The organism is Luteibacter sp. 9135 (assembly GCF_000745005.1).
Lineage (GTDB): Bacteria > Pseudomonadota > Gammaproteobacteria > Xanthomonadales > Rhodanobacteraceae > Luteibacter.
Map to the genome: position 1 here is coordinate 3,073,930 of NZ_JQNB01000001.1, position 19,988 is coordinate 3,093,917.

Genomic DNA, 19,988 nt, shown 5'->3' on the forward strand with positions numbered 1-19,988 from the left:
GTTTCCCATGCGTCACCCTATCTCTATCGCGCTCGCCGGCCTGGTCTGCCTGGCACCTATGGCTGGCGCCACCGCGCAATCGGTCGACAACCCGTGGATCGTGCACGTCGGTGCGCACCGCGTCGACCCCACTTCCGACAACGGCCACCTGGCCGGCATGAAGGCGAGCGTCGGCAGCAGCACGCGGCCTACCTTCAGCGTCGAATACCTGTTCACGCCGGCGTGGAGCGTGGAGTTGCTGGCGGCGCTGCCGTTCGAGCACGACGTCCGCCTGTCCGGCCAGCGCGCGGTCAGCGTGAAGCAACTGCCGCCGGTGCTCGGCGTCAACTACCGCTTCCTCGTCGGGCAGCCGGTGTCGCCGTTCGTCGGCGTCGGCGTGAACTACACGCGTTTCTACGACGCCAGCGGCCACAATGCGTTGCAGGGCGCCAACGTCGACCTGGACAGCAGTTGGGGCATCGCGTGGCACGGCGGCATCGACATCGCACTGGACCCGCGCTGGACGCTTACCGTGGATGCCCGTTACATGGACATCGACAGCCGGGTAAAGGTCGGCGGTGCGCGTGTGGGCACGGCGCACATCGATCCGTGGGTGTACGGCGTGAGCGCCGGTTACCGCTTCTGAGGGGAGCCGCTGTCCCCACGACACGTCATGCCATGGATGGCGTGGCATCCTCCGGAACGTCCTCGGTCCCGGACGCCGGTTCGTCGTTACCGGTCAACCGCCGCATCAGCGACAGCGTGTCCACCAGCAGCACGGTTCCGTGCTCGGAGGATTCGGCCACCTGATGCATGTCCTTCCTCAATTCGGCATCCATGTGCGTCGCTACAAGGGAAGGCACCGTGATCTTCTCGGCCGGGTCGATGCTTATGATGCTCTCTACCGAATCGACCTCCAGGCCATACGTGTGCCCCTCGTGCCGCACGACCAGGATCTTTCGCTGCCCCGCATCTTGCATCGGCCCCATGCCGTAATGGCTGCGCAGGTCGATCACGGCGATCAGCGCCTTGCCGGCATTGAGCACGCCGCTCACATGGGCTGGCGTACCCGGTGGCCGGACCAGGGCATCGTGGGAGTCGATGACCTCGCTGACTTCATCGATCCGGACCGCCATGAGCCGGTCCAGCCGGAAGGTCAGCCAGGTCTCGCGGACGCGCTTGCGACGTATTTCGGTGCGACGTGTCTGGTCGTCGGCCACCAGGTACAGATCGTGGTGGCCCTTGGCGAGGTGCGCCAGGTGCGCGTCGGCGAACAGGGCGGCGGTGTCGATCATGATCAGGTCGTCGGCATCCGCACTCGCATCGGCATCGCGTCGGTTGATACAGCTGGTGAATACACCTGTCTGCCCCCGCATGGCCGGCATCGGCAGGAGCTGGCGATCCGTATAGCTGACGATGCTGTCGATGTCGTCGACCAGTAGCCCGAGGTAAAACGCGTCGTTGCGCAGCACGACCACACGGCGCGCATCCTCGAAGTCGGATACCTGGGGTGGGGTGGTCGCGCAGCTGTCCAGGCCGAGAAAGGCGGCAAGATCGAGCACCGGCACGGGGCGCCCGCGCAGATCGAGCCATCCGAGACACACGGCATCGGAAAGCACCGAATGTTCCAGCGTCGGCAGCCGAACGATCTCGTGAATGGCCTCCATGGGCAGCGCCATGGGGCGAGCGTCCACATGGAAGGAAATGGCCTTGCGAATCCTGTTGGCGGCGCGCTGCTCCCGTGCCTGCCGGGCAAGATGGGTGATGACCGTCCGCGGTATGCCGGGAAGGTGAACCAGTGCCTCCGACGACAGCATCTGGACGATGCGATCGTCCAGGTGGAACGCGCCCTCGATCAGGCCGGGTGTATCGCTGTCACGCTGGAACGGCACGATCTGCGTGCCCGCCATGCGCAGCATGTCGCCGGTACGATCGAAACCTATACCGAGCAGCGCACCGTTCGACTCGATGACCGCGACGCGGCTTTCGCCTTGCTCGATGCTGGCCGGAAGGCCCAGGTACCGACCCAGGTGCAACACCGGAATCATCATGCCCCTGAGCATGAACAGGCCGGCCACGTAGTCTGGCGCCATAGGCACCCGGGTGATGGCCTGGGGAAAGCCCACCACTTCCTGCAAGGTGTCGATGGGCAGCGCCAGTTCGAATTCACCCAGGTGGAACGTCCCGAGCAGCTGCATGTCGTGACGGGTGCCGGGTGCGACGTCAGGCAACGGATTGTCCATGGGAAGGGCCTTCAGAGGATGCGGTCGAAAGTACGAACGGCGTAGTCTTGCGTATCGCAGTGGATGCTGAGCTGGCGGCCGGCGTTGCCACCGATCTCCGTGTGGATGATGCGGATGCCCGCTTCGTTCAGCAGCTTCTGCGCCATCCGGGTATTGAGTTCGCCGATGCTTCCGTGCGTGGCAGGCGGCATGTGCTTCATCATGAACGCCCCTCCGGCGATAACGGCGACCAGCTGTGGGTGGTCCTGCGGTGTCGCTTCCAGCAATCCCAGCAGGGAAGGGATGGCATCGGTCACGTATTTCGCGGAAGGGCCTTCCGAGGCCGTCGCGGATTCCGGCAGCAGGCAATGGGCAAGCGCCGATATTCGTCGCTGCCGCCACAGGATGCCGATCCCCACACACGAGCCCAACGTACTACGCAGAACCTTCGCGCCACGGTCGGCCCGGACTTCGCACATGCCGACGTAGACGTCCTGAACGGTCATTCCGCTGGTTTCGCATTTCGATAGATGAGCGGTTGTTGATACGTGAATCCCGTTCCGATCCGATGGAGCGACTCCGACTCGCCGATCACCAGCACCGCGTGGGACATCATCGAATGCCGCACGTTTTCCACGACGGCTTCCTGTCCCGCCTCGTCGAAATAGATCAGCACGTTGCGCAGCAGCACCAGGTCGAAGCGGACGGGCTCGGGCCAGTGCCGGTAAAGATTGTGCTGGCGGAAGGTGATGTGGTTCCTCAATGAAGGCACCACGCGTAACGCATCCGCGCTGCGTTCGAAGTACTTTTTCGCCATCTCGGGCCGGTTCTTGTTCAGTCCTTCCGCGTTCCGGCCGGCGTAGATTCCAGCCACGCCGACATCGAGCACGCCCTGGGCGATATCGGTGCCCAGGATGCGGTAACGGAAGTCCCGATGCGTTCGCTGGAACTCCTCGGCGAGCATGGCCAGCGAGTAGGCCTCCTCGCCGGTAGATGCCGCGGCCGACCAGATGTTCATCGTTCCGCCGGCGTTCGCCTCATACCAGTTCGGGAAGAAGTCGTCGGCGAGATACTGCCAGATACGCGGTGTGCGGAAGAACGAGGTCTCGTTGGTGGTGACCAGGTCGATGAAGCGCGCCACTTCCTGCTTCGAACTCTCCAGCACGGTGAGGTAGTCGTCATAGCCGGGCAGGCCGAGCTCCTGCAGGCGCCGACGAAGGCGTCCATGCAGAAGCGTCCACTTGCGCTCGGCCATCACGATGCCCGTATGCCTCCGTACTTGGGCAAACAGGGCCTCACGGGTGGCGGAACCGACGATGGCTTCGGTATCGAACATGGCGCGTCAGGTGGCGAAGTTGTTGACGGTGGCACTCAGTTCGCTGGCGCCTTCCTTCAGTCCACCGCACGCCCGGGCAATGTCGTCGCATGTGGCCGCCGTCTTCTCGGTTTCCTCGGCGATATGTTGCACGGCGGTGGCGACTTCCCGCGCCGCCACGGCCTGTTCCTCGGCGCCACAGGAGATTTCCGACATGGCCTGGGTGGTGTTGACCACGCCGAACAGGATCTTGTCGAAGGCCGCCGAGGCTTCCTTCGATATCTGGCTGCCCTGCGAGACCCGCTTGGTGGACTCGGCGATCAGCTTGGAGATTTCCTTGGCGGCCTGCGAGGAACGCTCGGCCAGCTTGCGCACTTCGTCGGCGACCACGGAGAAGCCCAGGCCGTGCTCACCCGCACGTGCCGCTTCGATGGCTGCGTTGAAGGCCAGCAGGTTGGTCTGGCTGGCGATTTCGCCGATCACCTTGCTGATGTCGCCGATGTCTTCCGACGACTTGTTGATAAGATCCATCGACTCGATGGATTTTTCCAGCGCCTTGGCGCCACGCTCGGCTTCCTGCTGCGTGTCCTTGGCCAGCCGGTCAGCGCTTTGCGCGTTGCTGGCAATGGAACTGATGGACGCCGTCAGCTCTTCGATGGTGGCGTTCATTTCTTCCACCGTCGCGCCCAAAAGCTGGGCGCCGGCAGCCATGTCGTTAGACTGCTGGGCGATCTGCGTCGAGGCGGACGAGAAGTCCTCGGCACGCCGCTTGACCAGCTCTTCCAGCTCGCCCTGGAACGTGACGTCGGCGGCGAACTTCACGATCTTCTGCAGCTTGCCGTTGCCGTCGTAGATGGGGTTATAGCTGGCCTGCAACCAGACCCGGCGGCCGCCCTTGGCCAGCCGGCGGTAACGACCGGAGTCGAATTCGCCGCGGCGTAGCCGTTCCCAGAACGCCGCGTATTCCTGGCTCGACGTATAGGCGTCGTCACACAGCTTGCGATGGTGCTGGCCGATGAGCTCGTCCGCCGTGTAACCGACCACAGCCAGAAAATTGGCGTTGGCCGCGAGTACGTGGCCGCCGAGATCGAACTCGATCACGGCCTGGGACTTGTCCAGCGCGTTCATCTTGCCGTCCAGTTCCGCGGACCTGTCCACCAGCGTGGTGATCTCCGTGGCGAACTTGACGACCTTGTACGGCTTGCCTTCGGTATCGAATACGGGATTGTACGAGGCACTGAGCCAGACCTCACGGCCGTCCGCGCCGATGCGCTTGAACTCGCCCACCTCGGGGTTTCCGGCGGAAAGGCGCTGCCAGAACGTCGCGTAATCGTGGCTGGCGGCGAAGGCGGGCTCGCAGAACAGACGATGGTGTTTCCCGACCACGGCATCGGAGGTGTAACCGAGCACGTCCAGGAAATTCTGGTTGGCGGTCAAGACCGTGCCGTGCAGATCGAACTCGATGATGGCCTGGACACGATGTAGCGCGTCGTTCATCGCCTTCAGGTCGTTCAGTTCCAGCGTCTCGCTCGCGTTCGTGCCCATGACGTCTCTCGATCTATGTGAGTAGACGTTTTATCGCCCCAAAATCGGCAAACTTGAGCGGTCTTTGCCGAATTCCGCGATTTTCGTTAAAAAATCAGGTTTTCCTAGGAAAAAGTCAGGCGACGACGTGGGTCGCTTTATCAGGTGCCATGGGGTGACGTCACGCCCAAGTAACCATCCGTCACGGCAATATCCGGATAGCGCGGCAACACGCCGTTGGAGACGATCGCATCACTCCCACCGGAATGAAGCCATGTCCTTTCGCATCCGCGGTCTCGATCCCGCCCCCTTTCTCGCTTACTACGGCCTCGACGCCTCCACACTGGCCGCGCGAGGCGCGTTACGCGTCATCGCCGCCGACGACACCGGTTACCCCGAGCGTGTCGAACTGCGCGCGGCGCGCCGTGGTGAGACCTTGCTGCTGCTCAACTACGAACACCAGCCGATCGCCGGTCCGTATCGCGCCAGCCACGCGATCTTCGTGCGCGAAGGCGCCACGCAGGCTTATGACGCCGTGGACGTGGTGCCGGAGGTGATGCGTGTGCGGCAGCTTTCGTTGCGCGGCTTCGATGCGCGCGGACACATCGCCCAGGCCCTGCTCGTGGCCGGCACGCAGGTGACGGAGGCGGTGCGGCAGCTGTTCGCCAACGATGCCGTTCGCTATATCCATGCGCACTACGCGGCGTACGGTTGCTACGCCGCACGCCTCGACCGCATCGACGCCGCGGATGCCTAGAGCTTGTAGTTGATCCCGAACATCACCGTGCGCCCGTACGTGTCGAACTCCAGCGGCCGGGCCACCTTCACGCCGCTGGGCAGGCCCAGGATCTGCTGGGTCTTCATCGGCGAGTCGGTCAGGTTGTTGACCTGCAACAGGATCGACAGCCCGTTCCAGGTGCCGTGGTCGAAGGCGTAACCGAGTTGGAGATCGGTCTGCTTGTCGGCCAGTACCTGGGTGTAGCCCAGCTGGTCGAACAGGGCCACGGCCTCGCCGGTGAACGACGAACGGTAACGCTCGGCGACACGCACCGACCAGCCGTACTTTTCGTAGTAGAGCGCCAGGTTGGCGACCTTCCTCGACAGGCCGGGCAGGGTGGAGGGGCTGCCGGGAATGCTGGACACCGCGCTCACGGGCAGGCTGCTGTTGGTCAGCGAGAAGTTGGCCTGCACGCCGAAACCGTCCAGGGCCCGCGAGACCAGCCCGCCTTCAAGCGAGCCGGACAACTCCAGGCCCTGCATCTTGCCGCCGGTGCCGTTCTCGGGCCGGGTGAACGAGCCGCGTGTGCTGGTCGGCACCAGGGTGGGGGTGTCGTTCGTGTAGCCCGAGAAGTCGTAGTCCAGGGTGGTCTGGTTGTAGATGTAGTTCAGCAGGTTCTTGTTGAATACCGCGACGGCCACGTAGCTGGCGGTGCCGAAGTATTTTTCCCATGACAAATCGGCGCCCACCGCGATGTACGGTTTCAGCTTCGTGTTGCCGCCGCTGCCCGACCACAGCACCTGGCCCGCGGCCGGGCCTTCGGTCACCTGTGCGACGCCTGCGGAGGTCGCCACCTTCTCGTCGTCGATGCGTCCGCGTGCCATGGTCTTGGCCAGGCCGAAGCGCAGGAACTGCTTTTCCGACACTTCGGCAGCCAGGTTCAGGCTGGGCAGCACCTTGCTGTACTTCGTGCCGTCGGAGATACGACCGACCAGCGTGTTGCCGTTGGTCTGCAAGGCGTCGGACGACTGGTCGGTCTTCACCGCCTGTACGCCGACGTTGCCGCGCAACGGCACGTCACCCACGTTGGTGTCTATATTGAACTTGACGTAGGCGACGGGAACCTTTTCTTCCACCGTGTAGTTGCGGCTGAAGTCGCCCTGGCCGTTGCGCTGGGTTTTGTAGAACTGGCTGTTGAGTGCGCGCACCACGTCGTAGTTGACCACGCCGGGGAAGCCGCCGTAGCTGAGGTCGGTGATGCCGCTGAGCACTGAGGGATCGATGGGCGCGGCAAATCCGGGCAGGTAGTCCGCCGCGGTGGAGCCGTTGCCGTTGAGCCAGGCGAAATAGACATCCGCCTGCTTGGTCTTCGTGCGGTCGGAGTAGTTCAAGCCGACGTTGACGTCGCTGAAGATCCAGCCCACGGGATGGCTGACTTCCAGGCGGAAGGCCTTGATCGTGTCCTTCTGCTTGTCGAACTCCTCGCGACCGTTGTAACCGTAGTTGTTGGGGTCGGTGAAGAACATGGCAGACGGGTCGGCGAAGTTCACGCCGGGTCGGAAGTCCGGGAAATGCTCGTGCACCGGCGTGGCAAAGTCCGTCGACGAGGTGGCCTGGTCGGGCAGGCCGGCGAACAGGTAGGCGTCGTGAAGGTTCTTCTTCGCCGTGGAATACGACAGGTCGGCTGTGAGTGCCCAACCGTTGCCGAAGTCGTACTGGTTGTTCCACCCGGCGGAGAACAGCTTGTCGTGCTCGCGGGTGTAGTCGTTCTGCAGCACCGACTTCAGGCCGTCGATGTGGCCCGTGGTGACGATGGGGTAGGGCAGTGCCGGTACGACGCCGACGTTGGAATAGGAAATGCCGTCGCCGGCCTCGTACGGGCTGCTCGACCACTGCGCGCCGTTGAGGAAGGTTTTCTGGTTGAACGTGGAGTAGTACAGATCCAGGGTGGAGTGGTAGTGGTCGTCCGGTGCCCACTCCAGCACGGTCATCAAGCCGTTGCGCAGCTGCTTTTCGGATTTGGCACGCAATTGCCCACCTTCCTGCGACAGCACGCCGTCCGGCAACCCGGGCGTGCGCCGCACACCCTGGGATTCGATGCCCTGCGGCCCGTTGTCGACGCTCCACCACCAGGCCTGGTACTGCTTTTCCTGCACCGGCGAATCCAGCTGCGCCACGCCGACCGCCAGGCCCAGGGTGTGATCGAAGAACTGGTCGATGTACGAGAAGCTGGCCCGGTGGCCGGCATCGCCCACGCCCGAACCATGGTTGAGGCTGCCGTTGGAATTGGCCTCGCCACGCAGGTTCGCGGCAAAGGTGCGCTTGGGCAGGTCCAGCGGCTTGATGGTGTGCAGGTCCACCGTGCCGGAAAGGCCCTGGCCGATCAGGCTGGCGTCGGGTGTCTTGTAGACGGCCGCGCCGCTGATCAGTTCGGACGGGTACTGGTCGAAATCGACGCCGCGGTTCTCGCCGATCGTGGCCTGTTCACGGCCGTTGAGCGTGGTGCCGGCGAAGTCCGGCGACAGGCCGCGAATGGAGATCTGGTTGGCGCGTCCGTCCACACGCTGCGTGGCCAGGCCGGAAAGGCGGGCCAGGCTCTCCGCGATACTGCTGTCGGGCAGCTTGCCGATGTCCTCGGCCGAGATGGCCTCAATGATGTTGTTCGAATTGAGCTTGGCCTTCAGCGCACTCTGGATGCTGCCCTGGATACCGGTGACCACCACGGCGTCGAGATTGCTCGCCGCATCCGGATTGGCGGGACGCTTGTCCTTGTCCTTGTCCTTGTCCGCATCGGTGCGCTTCGGTGGCACGGCATTTGCCGATTTCGCGTCTGTGCCGGCGGCGGCCGGCGTGGCCTCCTGCGCAGTTGCAAGATCGGCACCGAGCAAGGCGAACGCGGCGGCGCACGCCATCACGAGCGGGCGGTGGGTGAGCGGCAAGACACGGCCCTGCGTCTGTCGACGATTCATCGAAGTCCCTGCAAATGCGATTGAGTGGACGATGCTCCCCATACCGCATCGCGGCGCGAGGATGCGCGACCCTCGGCGACGTGTCATCGTGCATCGCAGCACGGCGCGGGTTGTCGTGCCGCGTCGGGCAGGTCGCTCGTGGTGCGTCGCAACATACCGTGGCATATGCATTTTTGGCCGTTGACGCCGTTTTTACAGTGCGCTATATCTGCACCACGCGCATCGCATGCAACCCATGCCATCGCGTACCTTCCCGGCATCCTTGGGGTATGCCGGCACGCAGCTCGCGATGAATGACGGACAGACCGCTACGATGCGTCGCCCCGATTCCAACGATGAAAACGCCAGCTGCGCCTTCGCGCCCCGTCCGTTCGCGTACGTCAGGGCCGATGGCCATCCGATCCTCGCACGGGCCAAACTCAGCGCGCTGCGTTCCCGCGGCAAGTGCGTCGCCGGCTATTCGCCGCCTCGCCTCTCCCTCTGATCCAAAAAAACTGATCTAAAAAATAACGCTGATCGGCACGTTCACCCGTCCGTCGTGATGCCGCCGCACGTCCGCTGATGCAGGCGTGGGCGTCGTGTCACGTACCGTCCGCGCGACGAACCCGCTGGTCAGTCTGTACGCGCAGGGCGCGGCGTCGAGCCGTGCCTGTTTCCAAGGCACTTTCAGGGTGGGGGTGGGTCGTGGGTATCGATAAGGGTTATAACAAGAAGTACCTGGCGCTGGCCGTATGTGCCGTGTTGTCCAGCAGCGTGTTCGCACAGGATGCCGCGCCGGCTGCCACGCCGCCGGCCAAACCGGCCGCCACGGATGCGAAGGGCGCGCCGGCCAAGCCGGACAAGGCCGTTCAGATGAAGGCGTTGAGTGTGGTGGCCAACCGCTACGACGCCACCGACATGCGGATGGACGCCATCAATACGGTGGATGTGTTGTCCGCCGCCGACCTGCAGCGCACCGCGGTGCATAACGTCGCCGAGGCGCTGGGTCTGATGTCCGGCGTCAACGTGACCACCACGGGCTCCGGCTATTTCGGTGGCATCGACGGTGCGGCTCGGGGCGAAGGCATGTTCACCTCGGTGCGCGGCCTGCCTTCGGAATACAACGTCAACCTGGTCAACGGCAGTAACGTCGCCCAAGGCATGCCATACAGCCGCAGCGTCCAGCTGAGCCTGCTGCCGCCCACGGGCCTGCAGACCATCGTGCTCAACAAGACCTCCACGGCCGACATGGACGGCGATGCCATCGGCGGCACCATCGACTTCCGCACGCCCAGCGCGTTCGACTACAAGAAGGATTTCAGCGGCAGCGTCACTGCCAGCGGTCGTGTGGAAAGCCGTGCGCGCGATTACGGCGGTAGCGGCCTGGGCAGCGGTCTGGCCGGTGAACTGCAGGGCAAGTTCGGTGAGCGCAAGCAGTTCGGCATCTATGTCAGCGGCTACTACGACTACCGCAACATCGCCAACAGCGAGATCGGCGCTGCGGAAAGCGCGTCCAATGACGGCTCGTGGGCATTCCTGCATGCCACGGCGACCGGTGCCAGCGCTCCCGGGTACGACCCGGCGCGCAACCTCACCAGCCTGGGCACCAACGTGGGTATCGCTTCGGGCTTCGAGCGCCGCTACGGCGGCAACATATCGTTCGACTGGTACGTGGACCCGTCGCTCATGGCCTATGCGCGCATGACCTATGCCTACGCGCTGACCGAACAGAACACCACCTACAGCCAGTTGCTGCCGCAGAACGTCACCTATGTGCCGTCGGCCACGGCGGGCGAATACACGCCGAATATCGGGCGGATCGCCAACCGTTTCTGGTTCGAAACCAACCCGGAGCGGGCGGACCTGGCGACCATCCAGCTGGGTGCGGACAAGACCGCGGGCGGCTGGACCATCTCGCCCAACGTCTTCTGGAGCATCGGTCGCAACGACCGCCCCGCACACGTCGAGATCGACGGCCGCGAGGACAAGTACTCGCAGGACAACTTCGCCTACAACCGCAGTTCGCTGCTGCGGTACGGCGGCAACGGTTTCCCGTATCCGGTGCTGACGCCGGGCCTGCTGAACTCCGTGAACAACCTGCAGAACATGTATGCGAACGACTATGGCGAGGTGACCGACATCCGCTCCGGACAGAAGCGTGGCGGTGCCAAGCTGGACCTGCGCTACGATTTCGACGGCGGTTCGCTGCAGTCGATCAAGTTCGGCGTGAAGTACAGCGACAGCGCGCGCGAGTTCACCAACCGCGACTATTCCACCGGCGGCATCAACGACGGCACCACCACGCTGGACGACCTGGGTATCATCAAGGGGTATTACAACCAGATATTCCCGGGTAAGTTCGCCTGGCGCACGCCCAACGTGAGTCGCGCGGCCGTGGCGGCGCTGATCGACGGGCACGTGCAGCCCTCGGACCTGGACACCTGCAGCCAGCTTGACTTCAACAACTACAACTGCGACACGATGCGCGGTACGGAGGCGGTCACCGCGGCGTACGGCATGGCGACCTTCCAGAACGGCCCGTGGGAAGTCATCCCCGGTGTCCGCTTCGAACACACGTCCATCCGCAACACCTTCTGGACGACGCCGCAGGATGCGGACGGCAACGAGCAGCCCGGCTTCTTTTCCAACAACCGCACGGTGTACAACGAGCCGCTGGGCAGCCTGTTCGTCAACTTCCGCCCGGATGGCAACATCGTCTACCGCGGTGCGATCTGGCAGAGCTATACGCGTCCGGCGTTCGTCCAGCTGGGCGGCGGCTCGCAGATCAACGTGTCCGACGGTGTCACCACGATCACCAGCGGCAATCCCAACCTGAAGCCGATCAAGGCCACCAACGTGGACCTGGGCGCGGAGTGGACCACGCACAGCGGCGGTTACGTGTCGCTGTCCAGCTACTACAAGAAGCTGCGTGACTACATCTACGACAGCGGCGGCGGCCAGGCCAATCCGAACACGTCCGGGGTGGGCACGGTGCTGACCAAGACGCCCACGAACGGCGGCGACGGGCATGTCTACGGCCTGGAGGCCACCTACCGGCAGAAGTTCCAGTTCCTGCCGGAGCCGTTCGACGGCCTGGGCTTCAGCGTCAACGCGACGCGGCAGAACTCCAAGGTGGACCTGGGTCGCGAGGGCTTCGGCAACGAGCGCCTGCAGTCGGCACCGCAGCGCATGGCCAATGCGGAACTGTTCTACGAGAAGGGCGGTTTCTCGCTCAACCTCAGCTACCACTACACCGGTTCGTACCTGTCCACGTATGACTACCTCAACCAGGGTGCGCCGTGGGACGACCTGTGGATCCGTCCGATCCGTCGCGTCGACCTGCATGCCGGTTACCTGCTGTCCAACGGGCTGCAGTTCGACCTGCAGGTCAGCAACCTTACCAAGCAGTACTCGTACTGGTCGCACATCGGACGCAACAGCCTGGCCAACTCGGATATCGTCAATGCCGGCATGACCACCCTGTTCACCGTGAAGTATTCGTTCTGAGCATGCAGCGTCGCCAGTTCCTCGCGTTGTCGCTGCTCACTCCCCTGGCGTTCGCCGGGCGCGGGTGGGCGGCGTCGACCGGCGGCCCGGTGCCGGCGGTCGCGCCGGACGGCAAACCGCACGCGTTCGGTTTCGGTCATCGCCAGTTCCTGCTGGACGGCCGGCCGTTCCGCGTGCACAGCGGCGAGATGCATCCCGCACGCGTCGCCCGCGAGCACTGGCGACACCGGATTCGGATGGCGCGGGCGATGGGCCTGAACACGGTGGCCCTCTACGTAATGTGGAACCACCACGAGCGCGAGCCGGGCGTGTTCGACTTCAGCAGCGACAATCGGGATATCGTCGCCTTCATCCGCTTGTGCGCGGAGGAGGGCATGTGGGTGTATCTGCGCCCCGGCCCGTATATCTGCGGGGAATGGACCAACGGCGGCCTGCCGGCCTGGCTGTTGCGCGACCCGGACACGCGCCTGCGCACTCGCGACGATCCGCGTTACATGACCGCGGTGCGCCGCTACATCGCTGCGCTGGCACCGCGGATCGCGCCGCTGATGGCAGGTGCGGGCGGCCCGGTGCTCATGCTGCAGATCGAGAACGAATATGCGATGTTTGCCGATGATGTCGGCTATCTGGATGCTTTGCGCAACCTGTGGCGCGAGCACGGTATCGACGGGCCGTTTTCCGTCTCGGACGGCTGGAAGGACCTGCAACGTCGCAAGGCCTATCCGGAAGGCGCCGCGCTGGGCCTGGACGGTGCCGACGTGGCCGAGCTGGTGAAGGGCAGGGGCTTTGCCGGCGAATCGCCGGTGTGGCTCGGCGAGGGATATCCGGGCTGGCTGACCCATTGGGGCGAGCCGGGCTTCGCCACGAAGGACCTGGTGGAGCCGTTGCGCCGGGTGATGCAGGCGGGCTATTCATTCAATCTCTATGTCGTCCACGGCGGCAGCAATTTCGGACTCACCGCGGGGTCCAACGCGGAAGACGACGGGTCGCAGTTCCAGCCCGTCATCACCAGCTACGACTACGGCGCGCCGATCGACGAGCGCGGCGCCGCTACGTCGCAGTACCACCGCCTGCGTGAGGTGATCCGGCAGGCGACGAAGGTCGAGCCGCCAGCGTTGCCGCCCGCGCCACCCGCAGCCACCTTCGCCACGGTCATCGCGCAGCCGTTCGCCTCGTTGTGGGACAACCTGCCGGGCGAGGGAGTGACCCTGCCGTCCCCCGGCCCGAACGAGATCCTGTTCGGGCAGGACCAGGGCCTGGTGGTGTATCGCAAGCGCATCGCGCCCGCGGGCGTGCTGCGGCTGGAAAACGTGCGCGACTATGCGGTGGTGCACGTGGAGGGACGCGAGGCGGGCGTGGTGTCGCGCGTGGTGCATGCCTCGCTGAACGCGAGGCCCGACGTGACCTTGCCGGCGGTGCCTCCTGCCGGCGGCGTGCTGGAGATCCTCGTCGATACCTTCGGTCACATCAATTTCGGCCCGCGACTGGGCGACCACAAGGGACTGATCGGTCCGGTTTCGCTGGACGGTGCGCCCGTGCACGACGTGCAGGCCTGGCCGCTGCCGCTGGACGATGCCTGGTTGCGCGGCCTGCGGCCGTTGCAGTCGCCGCCGCGGCGGGGCGGGGTGTTCTTCAAGGCCACCGTGCAGGTCGATGCTCCCGGTGATGTGTATATCGACGTGACCAGCTGGGCCAAGGGCTATCTCTGGGTCAACGGGCACCTGCTCGGGCGGTACTGGAACATCGGGCCGCAACAGCGGCTGTTCTGCCCGGGGCCGTGGTTGAACGCCGGGGCGAACGAAGTGCTGCTGCTGGACCTGCACCGGACGGAAGGCGCCGCCGTGGCCGCGGCGACCTCGCTGGCCGCGACGGCGGCCCTCACGCAGTCGCCCGCCGGGAGCACGGCATGAGCGCCGTCGGGCGTCTGCGCACGCCGGCAAGCGGCAGCCCCGCCGACGCGACGGGCGTGCCGCCGCGCGCGATCGGATTCTGGGGCGGCCTGTCGGCCAACGTGCTGAACATGATCGGGATCGGGCCGTTCGTGACGATTCCCCTGGCGTTGTCCGCGCTGGCCGGGCCATCGGTGCTGCTGGGCTGGATCGCCGGTGCGTTGCTGTGCCTGTGCGACGGGCTGGTCTGGGCTGAGCTGGGTTCCACCATTCCCGAGTCCGGCGGCCCCTACCACTACCTGCGCGAGGCCTATGGGCGCGACAAGGCCGGGCGCCTGTTCGGGTTCCTGTACCTCTGGCAGACCCTGCTCACGGCGCCGTTGTCGATCGGCTCGGCGGCGGTGGGCTTCGCACAATACGTGGGTTTCCTGATCCCGTCGCTGGGCGACACGGGCCGCGCGCTGATCGCCGCGGGGTTGTGCCTGGTCAACACCGCGGTGCTTTACCGGCGGGTCGGGCAGATCCAGCGGCTGTCGGTGTTCGTCAGCGCCATCGTGGTTGCGGCCTGCGCCTGGATCGTCTTCAGCGGCATCACCCATTTCGACATGGCGGTGGCCCGCGGTTTCTTCGAAACGAAGATGCCCTCGTCGCACGGCTTCTGGCTGGGGCTGGGCGCCGTGTCGCTGATCGCCGTCTACGATTACGGTGGCTACAACAACGTCTGCATGCTCGGCGGCGAAGTCAGGAATCCGCGGCGCACCATCCCCATGGCGGTGCTGGTCTCCATTCCGCTGGTGGCGGTGCTCTACATGGGCCTCAACCTGAGCATCCTGGGCGTGTTGCCCTGGGCGCAGGCAGCGCATTCCAAGGCGGTCGTCGCCGACTTCATGCAGGCGATCCACGGGCATACCGGGGGCACGCTGGCGGTGCTGCTGATCCTGCTGGCCAGTTGGGGCTCCGCGCTGGTGGTGCTGCTGGGGTACTCGCGTGTGCCGTATGCGGCCGCGGCCGATGGCCAGTTCTTTCCCGTGTTCGCGCGGCTGCATCCGCGCGGGGGTTTTCCCACGGTGTCGCTACTGTTCGTCGGCGCCACCTCGGCCGCAGCGTGTTTCCTCTCGCTGGAGCACCTGATCGCCACGTTGATGGTGACGCAGATCCTGTTCCAGTACATCGCGCAATGCTTCGCCGTGGTCGCCCTGCGGCGCCGGCGTGCCGCGCCGGATGTGTTCCGCATGCCGTTGTATCCGTTGCCGCTGGTGATCAGCGTCGTCGGCTGGCTGTACCTGGTGGCGACGGCGGAAACCTCGTCGATCGTGGCCGCCGTGGTGGCGGTGTTCGCCGGCACCCTTCTTTTCCTGTGGCAAGCACGGAGGACACAGACGTGGCCCTTTCTCCCTCGCTGAAATCGTGGGACGTGGCCGTGGTCGGCGAGATCTACGCCGATCATGTGTTCAGCGGCTTTCCCGCGTGGCCCGGTCCCGGCGAAGAGGTGATCGCGCAGCACTACGTGCGTGAGCTCGGCGGCGGCACGGTCAACACGGCCTGCGCGCTGTCGCGCCTGGGTCGCCGCGTGCGCCTGGTCGGCGTGATCGGCGAGGCCGACCTCGACTGGTTCGAGGGTCGCCTGGCCGAGTTCGGCGTCGGCATGGATGGTATCCGCCTGGGCAGCGACGGCACCGGGATCACGGTCAGCGTCTCCACCGTTGAAGACCGTTCGTTCTTCACCTACCCGGGCGTGAACCGCGCACTGCCCGAACTGCTGGCCACGGCCGAGATCGTCGCCGACCTGGCCACGGCACGGCACGTGCATTTCGCCATGCCGTTGCCGCGCGACCTCGCCTCCACCCTGCTTCCGCTGTTGCGTCAGGCCGGCTGCACCACGTCGCTTGACGTCGGCTACAGCCCGGACTGGCTGCGCGACCCGGCCAACCACGCCAGCTGCCGCGACGTCGACCTGTTCCTGCCCAACGAGAAAGAGGCCGCGCTGGTGGCCGGCAGCGCTGCCCCCTCGGCCTACGAGGCCTGGTGCGCGTCGGTCGGCATCGGCCTGGCCGTCATGAAGCAGGGCGCCCAGGGTGCGTGGATCGCCGATGCGCGCGGCCTGCGCCGCGTACCGGCGCCGCGCATCGTGGCGGTCGATTCCACCGGCGCGGGCGATGCCTTCGACGCTGGCGTGATCGACGGCCTGCTCGATAACGAACCCATCGACGGCTGCGTCGAGCGTGGCTGCCTTTGCGGCGCCCTGTGCACGACCGCGCCCGGCGCCCTTGCATCGCTTCCCCATCCCACGCACTTGAGGACCCTCCGTGAGCAAACGTACGGATCGTAAGATCGCATTGATCGGAGGCGGCGGTGTCCGCTCTCCCCTGGTAGTGTTCGGCGTCAACGAGGCGGCCGAGGCACTCGGCGCGTCCGAGATGGTGCTGTACGACCCGGACCCCGCGCGCCTGCGCATCATGGTCGACCTGGGCAAGGCCGTGATCCGCCGGTTCGGTGGCGACCTGCGACTACGCGGCGCCACCTCGCTGGAAGACACCATCGAAGGCGCCGATTTCGTGCTCAACAGCATCCGCATCGGCGGCATCGCCGGGCGCGCGGCGGACGAGCGCACGTCGATCGACCACGGTTATCCCGGCCAGGAAACCACCGGCCCCGCCGGCGTCGCCATGGCCCTGCGCACCATTCCCATCGCCATCGAACAGGCGCGGCTGGTGGAACGGCTGAGCCCCGAGGCGTGGCTGGTCAACTTCACCAACCCCGCGGGGCTCATCACCCAGGCGGTGAGCGATCACAGCAAGGCGCGCATCGTCGGCATCTGCGACACGCCCACCGAGTTGTTCCACAACATCGCCCACGCCCTGGGCGAGCCTGCCGCGGACGTCGAGTGCGACTACGTCGGCCTCAACCACCTCGGCTGGGTGCGCGGCGTGCGCGTGCGCGGCGAAGAAGTGATCGACCGGCTGCTGGCCAGCGACGAACTGCTGCGCAAGCTGTACCTGGCGCCGCTGTTCGACTTCGACATGATCCGCACCCTGCGGCTGATCCCCACCGAATACCTGTTCTTCTACTACGAGCGGCAGCGCGCGCTGGTCAACCAGCGCAAGCAGGGCGGCAGCCGCGGGGGTGAGATCCAGCGGCTCAACGACGAGTTGCTGTCCAGCCTCACCGCACGCCTGGATGCCGGTGACGGCGACACGGCGGTGGATATCTACGCGGCCTACCTCAACCAGCGTTCCGGCTCGTACATGAAACTGGAAGCCGAGGGCGGCTCGGCGTTCGATCAGGGGGTGAGCCTGCAGGGCGACCCGTTCCGCGTCGCCACGGGCTACCACCGCATCGCCATCGACGTGATGAGCGCGCTGACAGGCGCCAGACCGGCGCGTATCGTCGTCAACACGCGCAACGGCGGTGCGCTGCCGGACCTGCCGGACAACGATATCGTCGAGATCGCCTCGGACATCTCGCTGGATTCCATCGTGCCGCGTCCCATCGCGCCGCTGCCGGATGCGGTGAACGGCTTGGTGCGTTCGGTCAAGGCGTATGAGCGTGCGGCGATCGCGTCGGTGCTGGAAGATCGTCGCCTCGAGGCGCGCAAGGCCATGTTGATCCATCCGGCGATCGGCCAGTGGACTCCCTCGGGCGATCTGCTGGATGCCTTGCTGGGGCATGCGAACGAAGACGGCGAATGCCTGTGCCAGGGTCCGGTACATCGCCACGCGTAAGCCGCTTCATCTTGCGCACACACTTCCTTCATTAGCTTTTGTCGGACTTATTCCACCGGCAGAAGCTCTTGATCGATTCCACAGCGATCGAACGCCTGGATGCACTCATGCAGGGCGGCGGTCGCCGCATCCTCGGTATCGCCGGCTTGCCGGGCGCGGGTAAGTCTACGCTCGTGGCGCAAATCCTCGAGCACGTCGGCCCGCATGCGGTCGGCGTGCCGATGGATGGTTTCCATCTGGCCAACGCGGAACTGGCCCGCCTTGATCGCGCGTCGCGCAAGGGCGCTCCCGATACCTTCGACGCCGCCGGTTACGTGGCGTTGCTGCGCCGACTGCGCGACCCGGTGCCGGGCGAGATCGTCTATGCGCCGGCCTTCCACCGAGAGATCGAAGAGCCGGTGGCCGGTGAGATCGCCGTGTCCGCCGATGCCCGGCTGATCGTCACCGAAGGCAACTACCTGCTGCTGGACGCGGATGGCTGGCAGGACGTGCACGGCCTGCTCGACGAGGTGTGGTTCGTCGACGTGGACGACGTCCAGCGCCGCGAGCAGCTGTTGCAGCGGCATATGCACTACGGGCGCACGCGGCAAGCCGCGCTCGACTGGATCGAACACACCGACGAACCCAACGGCCGCCGCATCGCGGCGACGGCGGGGCGTGCGGATTTCAACGTGCGGGTCAGCCTCGATGCGACCGCATGACCTCGTTCTACGTGTAAGGAGACAGGCATGCAAGCGGTAAATCCCTCCAACGCCGACAGCGCCGGTGGCAGCACCGGCCTGGTCGTCGGCATCGCGGTGATCGCCGCGCTCGGCGGACTGCTGTTCGGCTACGACACCGGCGTGATCGGCGTCGCGCTCCTGGGCCTCGGCCGTGAGTTCGCGATGGACGACACGACCAAGCAGCTGGTCACGGGCGCGATCATCTTCGGCGCGCTGTTCGGCTGCCTCGGCACCGGCCCGTTGTCCGATCGCCTCGGTCGCCGGCGTATGGTCATCTTCGTGGGCGTGCTGTTCGCGCTCGGCTCGATCGCCTCGGCGATGTCGACGAGCGTGGAAATGCTGATCGCGTCACGTTTCCTGCTGGGCCTGTCGGCCGGCAGTTCCACGCAGATCATCCCGGTGTACATCGCGGAAGTATCGCCGCCGAAGCATCGCGGCAAGATGGTGGTGCTGTTCCAGTTCATGGTGGTGTTCGGCATCACCGTGGCCTACTTTACGGGTTTCTTCCTCGGTGAACACTGGCGCTGGATGTTCGGCCTGGGCCTGGTGCCGGCGGTGATCCTGCTGGGTGGCATGGCGATCCTGCCCGAGAGCCCGCGCTGGCTGGTGACCAAGGGTCGCAAGCAGGAGGCGATCGACGTGCTGACGCGCGTACGCGGCGACCGTGGCCTTGCCGAGCGCGAGGTGACCGAGATCGAGGGTGTGTCCGACAACCAGGAGACCGGCCGCTGGCGCGACCTGGCCAAGCCGTGGATCCGCCCGGCCGTGATCGTCGGCGCGAGCATATCGATGTTTTCCCAGATCACCGGCAACAACGCGCTGATCTACTACGCCCCCACTATCCTCACCAAGGCCGGCTTCTCGGACAAGTGGGCCGTGCTGGGCACCGGCGGCAGCACCATCCTCGTCGTCATCATGACGGTCATCGGCAGCATCCTGGTCGACCGCATCGGCCGGCGTCGCTACCTGCTGTGGATGATTCCCGGCTCCATCGTGGCGCTGGTGGTCATGGGTTTCCTGTTCGAAGGGCAGGGGCCGCAGACCGACCTTAGCCGCGTGCTGGTGGTGGCCTGCCTGGCCGCTTACCTGATGCTCAACTGCGGCGGCTTCGGCGTGTGCATCTGGCTGATCAATTCCGAGGTTTATCCGCTGTTCGTCCGCGGCAAGGGCGCCAGCCTGGGTGCCTTCAGCCACTGGTTCTTCGACCTCCTGGTGACGCTGAGCACGTTGTCGCTGGTGACCTGGCTGGGCGCCTCGCACACGTTCTGGCTGTATGCGGTGATCTCGCTGGGCGCGCTGGTGTTCATCTACTACATGGTGCCCGAGACGATGGGCAAGAGCCTGGAACAGATCGAGCACGAACTGCGCGAGGAACGCTTCTACCCGTTCCAGCAGAAGCGCAGCAGGCATCGCTGATCCGACAGGGCCATGCCCGCAAAAGC

15 protein-coding genes are annotated in these 19,988 nt (G+C 65.4%); 10 read left to right on the top strand and 5 right to left on the bottom strand.

All coding sequences use genetic code 11. The annotated features are described in order from the left end of the window. Nucleotides 1–7 precede the first annotated feature (7 nt). A complete protein-coding gene (locus tag FA89_RS13315) occupies nt 8–625 on the top strand; it encodes an OmpW/AlkL family protein (protein WP_036141098.1) in 618 nt (205 codons plus the stop codon). A 25-nt stretch (nt 626–650) separates the two neighbouring features. Here the strand turns inward: FA89_RS13315 and FA89_RS13320 are convergent, their stop codons facing one another. Genes FA89_RS13320 through FA89_RS13335 form a run of 4 tightly spaced genes read right to left on the bottom strand, consistent with a single transcriptional unit; the run spans nt 651 to nt 5,061 of the window. Then, a complete protein-coding gene (locus tag FA89_RS13320; RefSeq protein WP_036141101.1) occupies nt 651–2,222 on the bottom strand; it encodes a chemotaxis protein CheW in 1,572 nt (523 codons plus the stop codon). A gap of 11 nt (nt 2,223–2,233) precedes the next feature. Beyond that, the gene (locus tag FA89_RS13325) at nt 2,234–2,707 is read right to left on the bottom strand and encodes a chemotaxis protein CheD (protein WP_036141104.1); all 474 of its coding nucleotides are present in this window, start codon (nt 2,705–2,707) and stop codon (nt 2,234–2,236) included. After that, entirely contained in the window at nt 2,704–3,537 is an 834-nt protein-coding gene (locus FA89_RS13330) for a CheR family methyltransferase (RefSeq protein ID WP_051938746.1), read from the bottom strand. The genes FA89_RS13325 and FA89_RS13330 overlap by 4 nt, the downstream gene beginning before the upstream one ends. A gap of 6 nt (nt 3,538–3,543) precedes the next feature. Beyond that, nucleotides 3,544–5,061: a methyl-accepting chemotaxis protein gene (locus FA89_RS13335; RefSeq protein ID WP_051938747.1), complete on the bottom strand. Its 1,518-nt coding sequence runs from the start codon at nt 5,059–5,061 to the stop codon at nt 3,544–3,546. A 253-nt stretch (nt 5,062–5,314) separates the two neighbouring features. Here FA89_RS13335 and FA89_RS13340 point away from each other — a divergent pair, with 253 nt between their 5' ends. Beyond that, a complete protein-coding gene (locus FA89_RS13340) occupies nt 5,315–5,797 on the top strand; it encodes a DUF1203 domain-containing protein (RefSeq protein ID WP_036141107.1) in 483 nt (160 codons plus the stop codon). Here FA89_RS13340 and FA89_RS13345 read toward each other — a convergent pair. Then, complete coding sequence (locus FA89_RS13345; RefSeq protein ID WP_036141109.1) at nt 5,794–8,727, bottom strand: TonB-dependent receptor; 2,934 nt, start codon at nt 8,725–8,727, stop codon at nt 5,794–5,796. The two genes, FA89_RS13340 and FA89_RS13345, sit on opposite strands and share 4 nt — an antisense overlap. A 313-nt stretch (nt 8,728–9,040) precedes the next feature. Between FA89_RS13345 and FA89_RS13350 the strand changes: the two genes are divergently transcribed. From FA89_RS13350 to FA89_RS13385, 8 genes are all read left to right on the top strand, one after another. Next, nucleotides 9,041–9,211: a hypothetical protein gene (locus FA89_RS13350; protein WP_185754351.1), complete on the top strand. Its 171-nt coding sequence runs from the start codon at nt 9,041–9,043 to the stop codon at nt 9,209–9,211. 200 nt (nt 9,212–9,411) lie between these two features. Next, nucleotides 9,412–12,213: a TonB-dependent receptor gene (locus tag FA89_RS13355; protein ID WP_051938748.1), complete on the top strand. Its 2,802-nt coding sequence runs from the start codon at nt 9,412–9,414 to the stop codon at nt 12,211–12,213. A 2-nt stretch (nt 12,214–12,215) separates the two neighbouring features. Beyond that, the gene (locus FA89_RS13360; protein WP_051938749.1) at nt 12,216–14,123 is read left to right on the top strand and encodes a beta-galactosidase; all 1,908 of its coding nucleotides are present in this window, start codon (nt 12,216–12,218) and stop codon (nt 14,121–14,123) included. Continuing rightward, nucleotides 14,120–15,505 carry an APC family permease gene (locus FA89_RS13365; protein ID WP_036141115.1) on the top strand — a complete coding sequence of 462 codons (1,386 nt, stop codon included), beginning with the start codon at nt 14,120–14,122 and terminating at the stop codon, nt 15,503–15,505. Before FA89_RS13360 ends, FA89_RS13365 begins: the two co-directional genes overlap by 4 nt. After that, on the top strand, nt 15,484–16,431 hold the full coding sequence (locus FA89_RS13370) for a carbohydrate kinase family protein (protein WP_240003896.1): 948 nt from the start codon (nt 15,484–15,486) through the stop codon (nt 16,429–16,431). The genes FA89_RS13365 and FA89_RS13370 overlap by 22 nt, the downstream gene beginning before the upstream one ends. After that, nucleotides 16,409–17,824: a family 4 glycosyl hydrolase gene (locus tag FA89_RS13375; RefSeq protein WP_036141119.1), complete on the top strand. Its 1,416-nt coding sequence runs from the start codon at nt 16,409–16,411 to the stop codon at nt 17,822–17,824. The genes FA89_RS13370 and FA89_RS13375 overlap by 23 nt, the downstream gene beginning before the upstream one ends. Before the next feature lie 68 nt (nt 17,825–17,892). Next, complete coding sequence (locus tag FA89_RS13380; RefSeq protein ID WP_240003897.1) at nt 17,893–18,525, top strand: nucleoside/nucleotide kinase family protein; 633 nt, start codon at nt 17,893–17,895, stop codon at nt 18,523–18,525. A gap of 27 nt (nt 18,526–18,552) precedes the next feature. After that, complete coding sequence (locus FA89_RS13385; protein ID WP_036141122.1) at nt 18,553–19,962, top strand: sugar porter family MFS transporter; 1,410 nt, start codon at nt 18,553–18,555, stop codon at nt 19,960–19,962. The last annotated feature ends 26 nt before the right edge of the window (nt 19,963–19,988 follow it).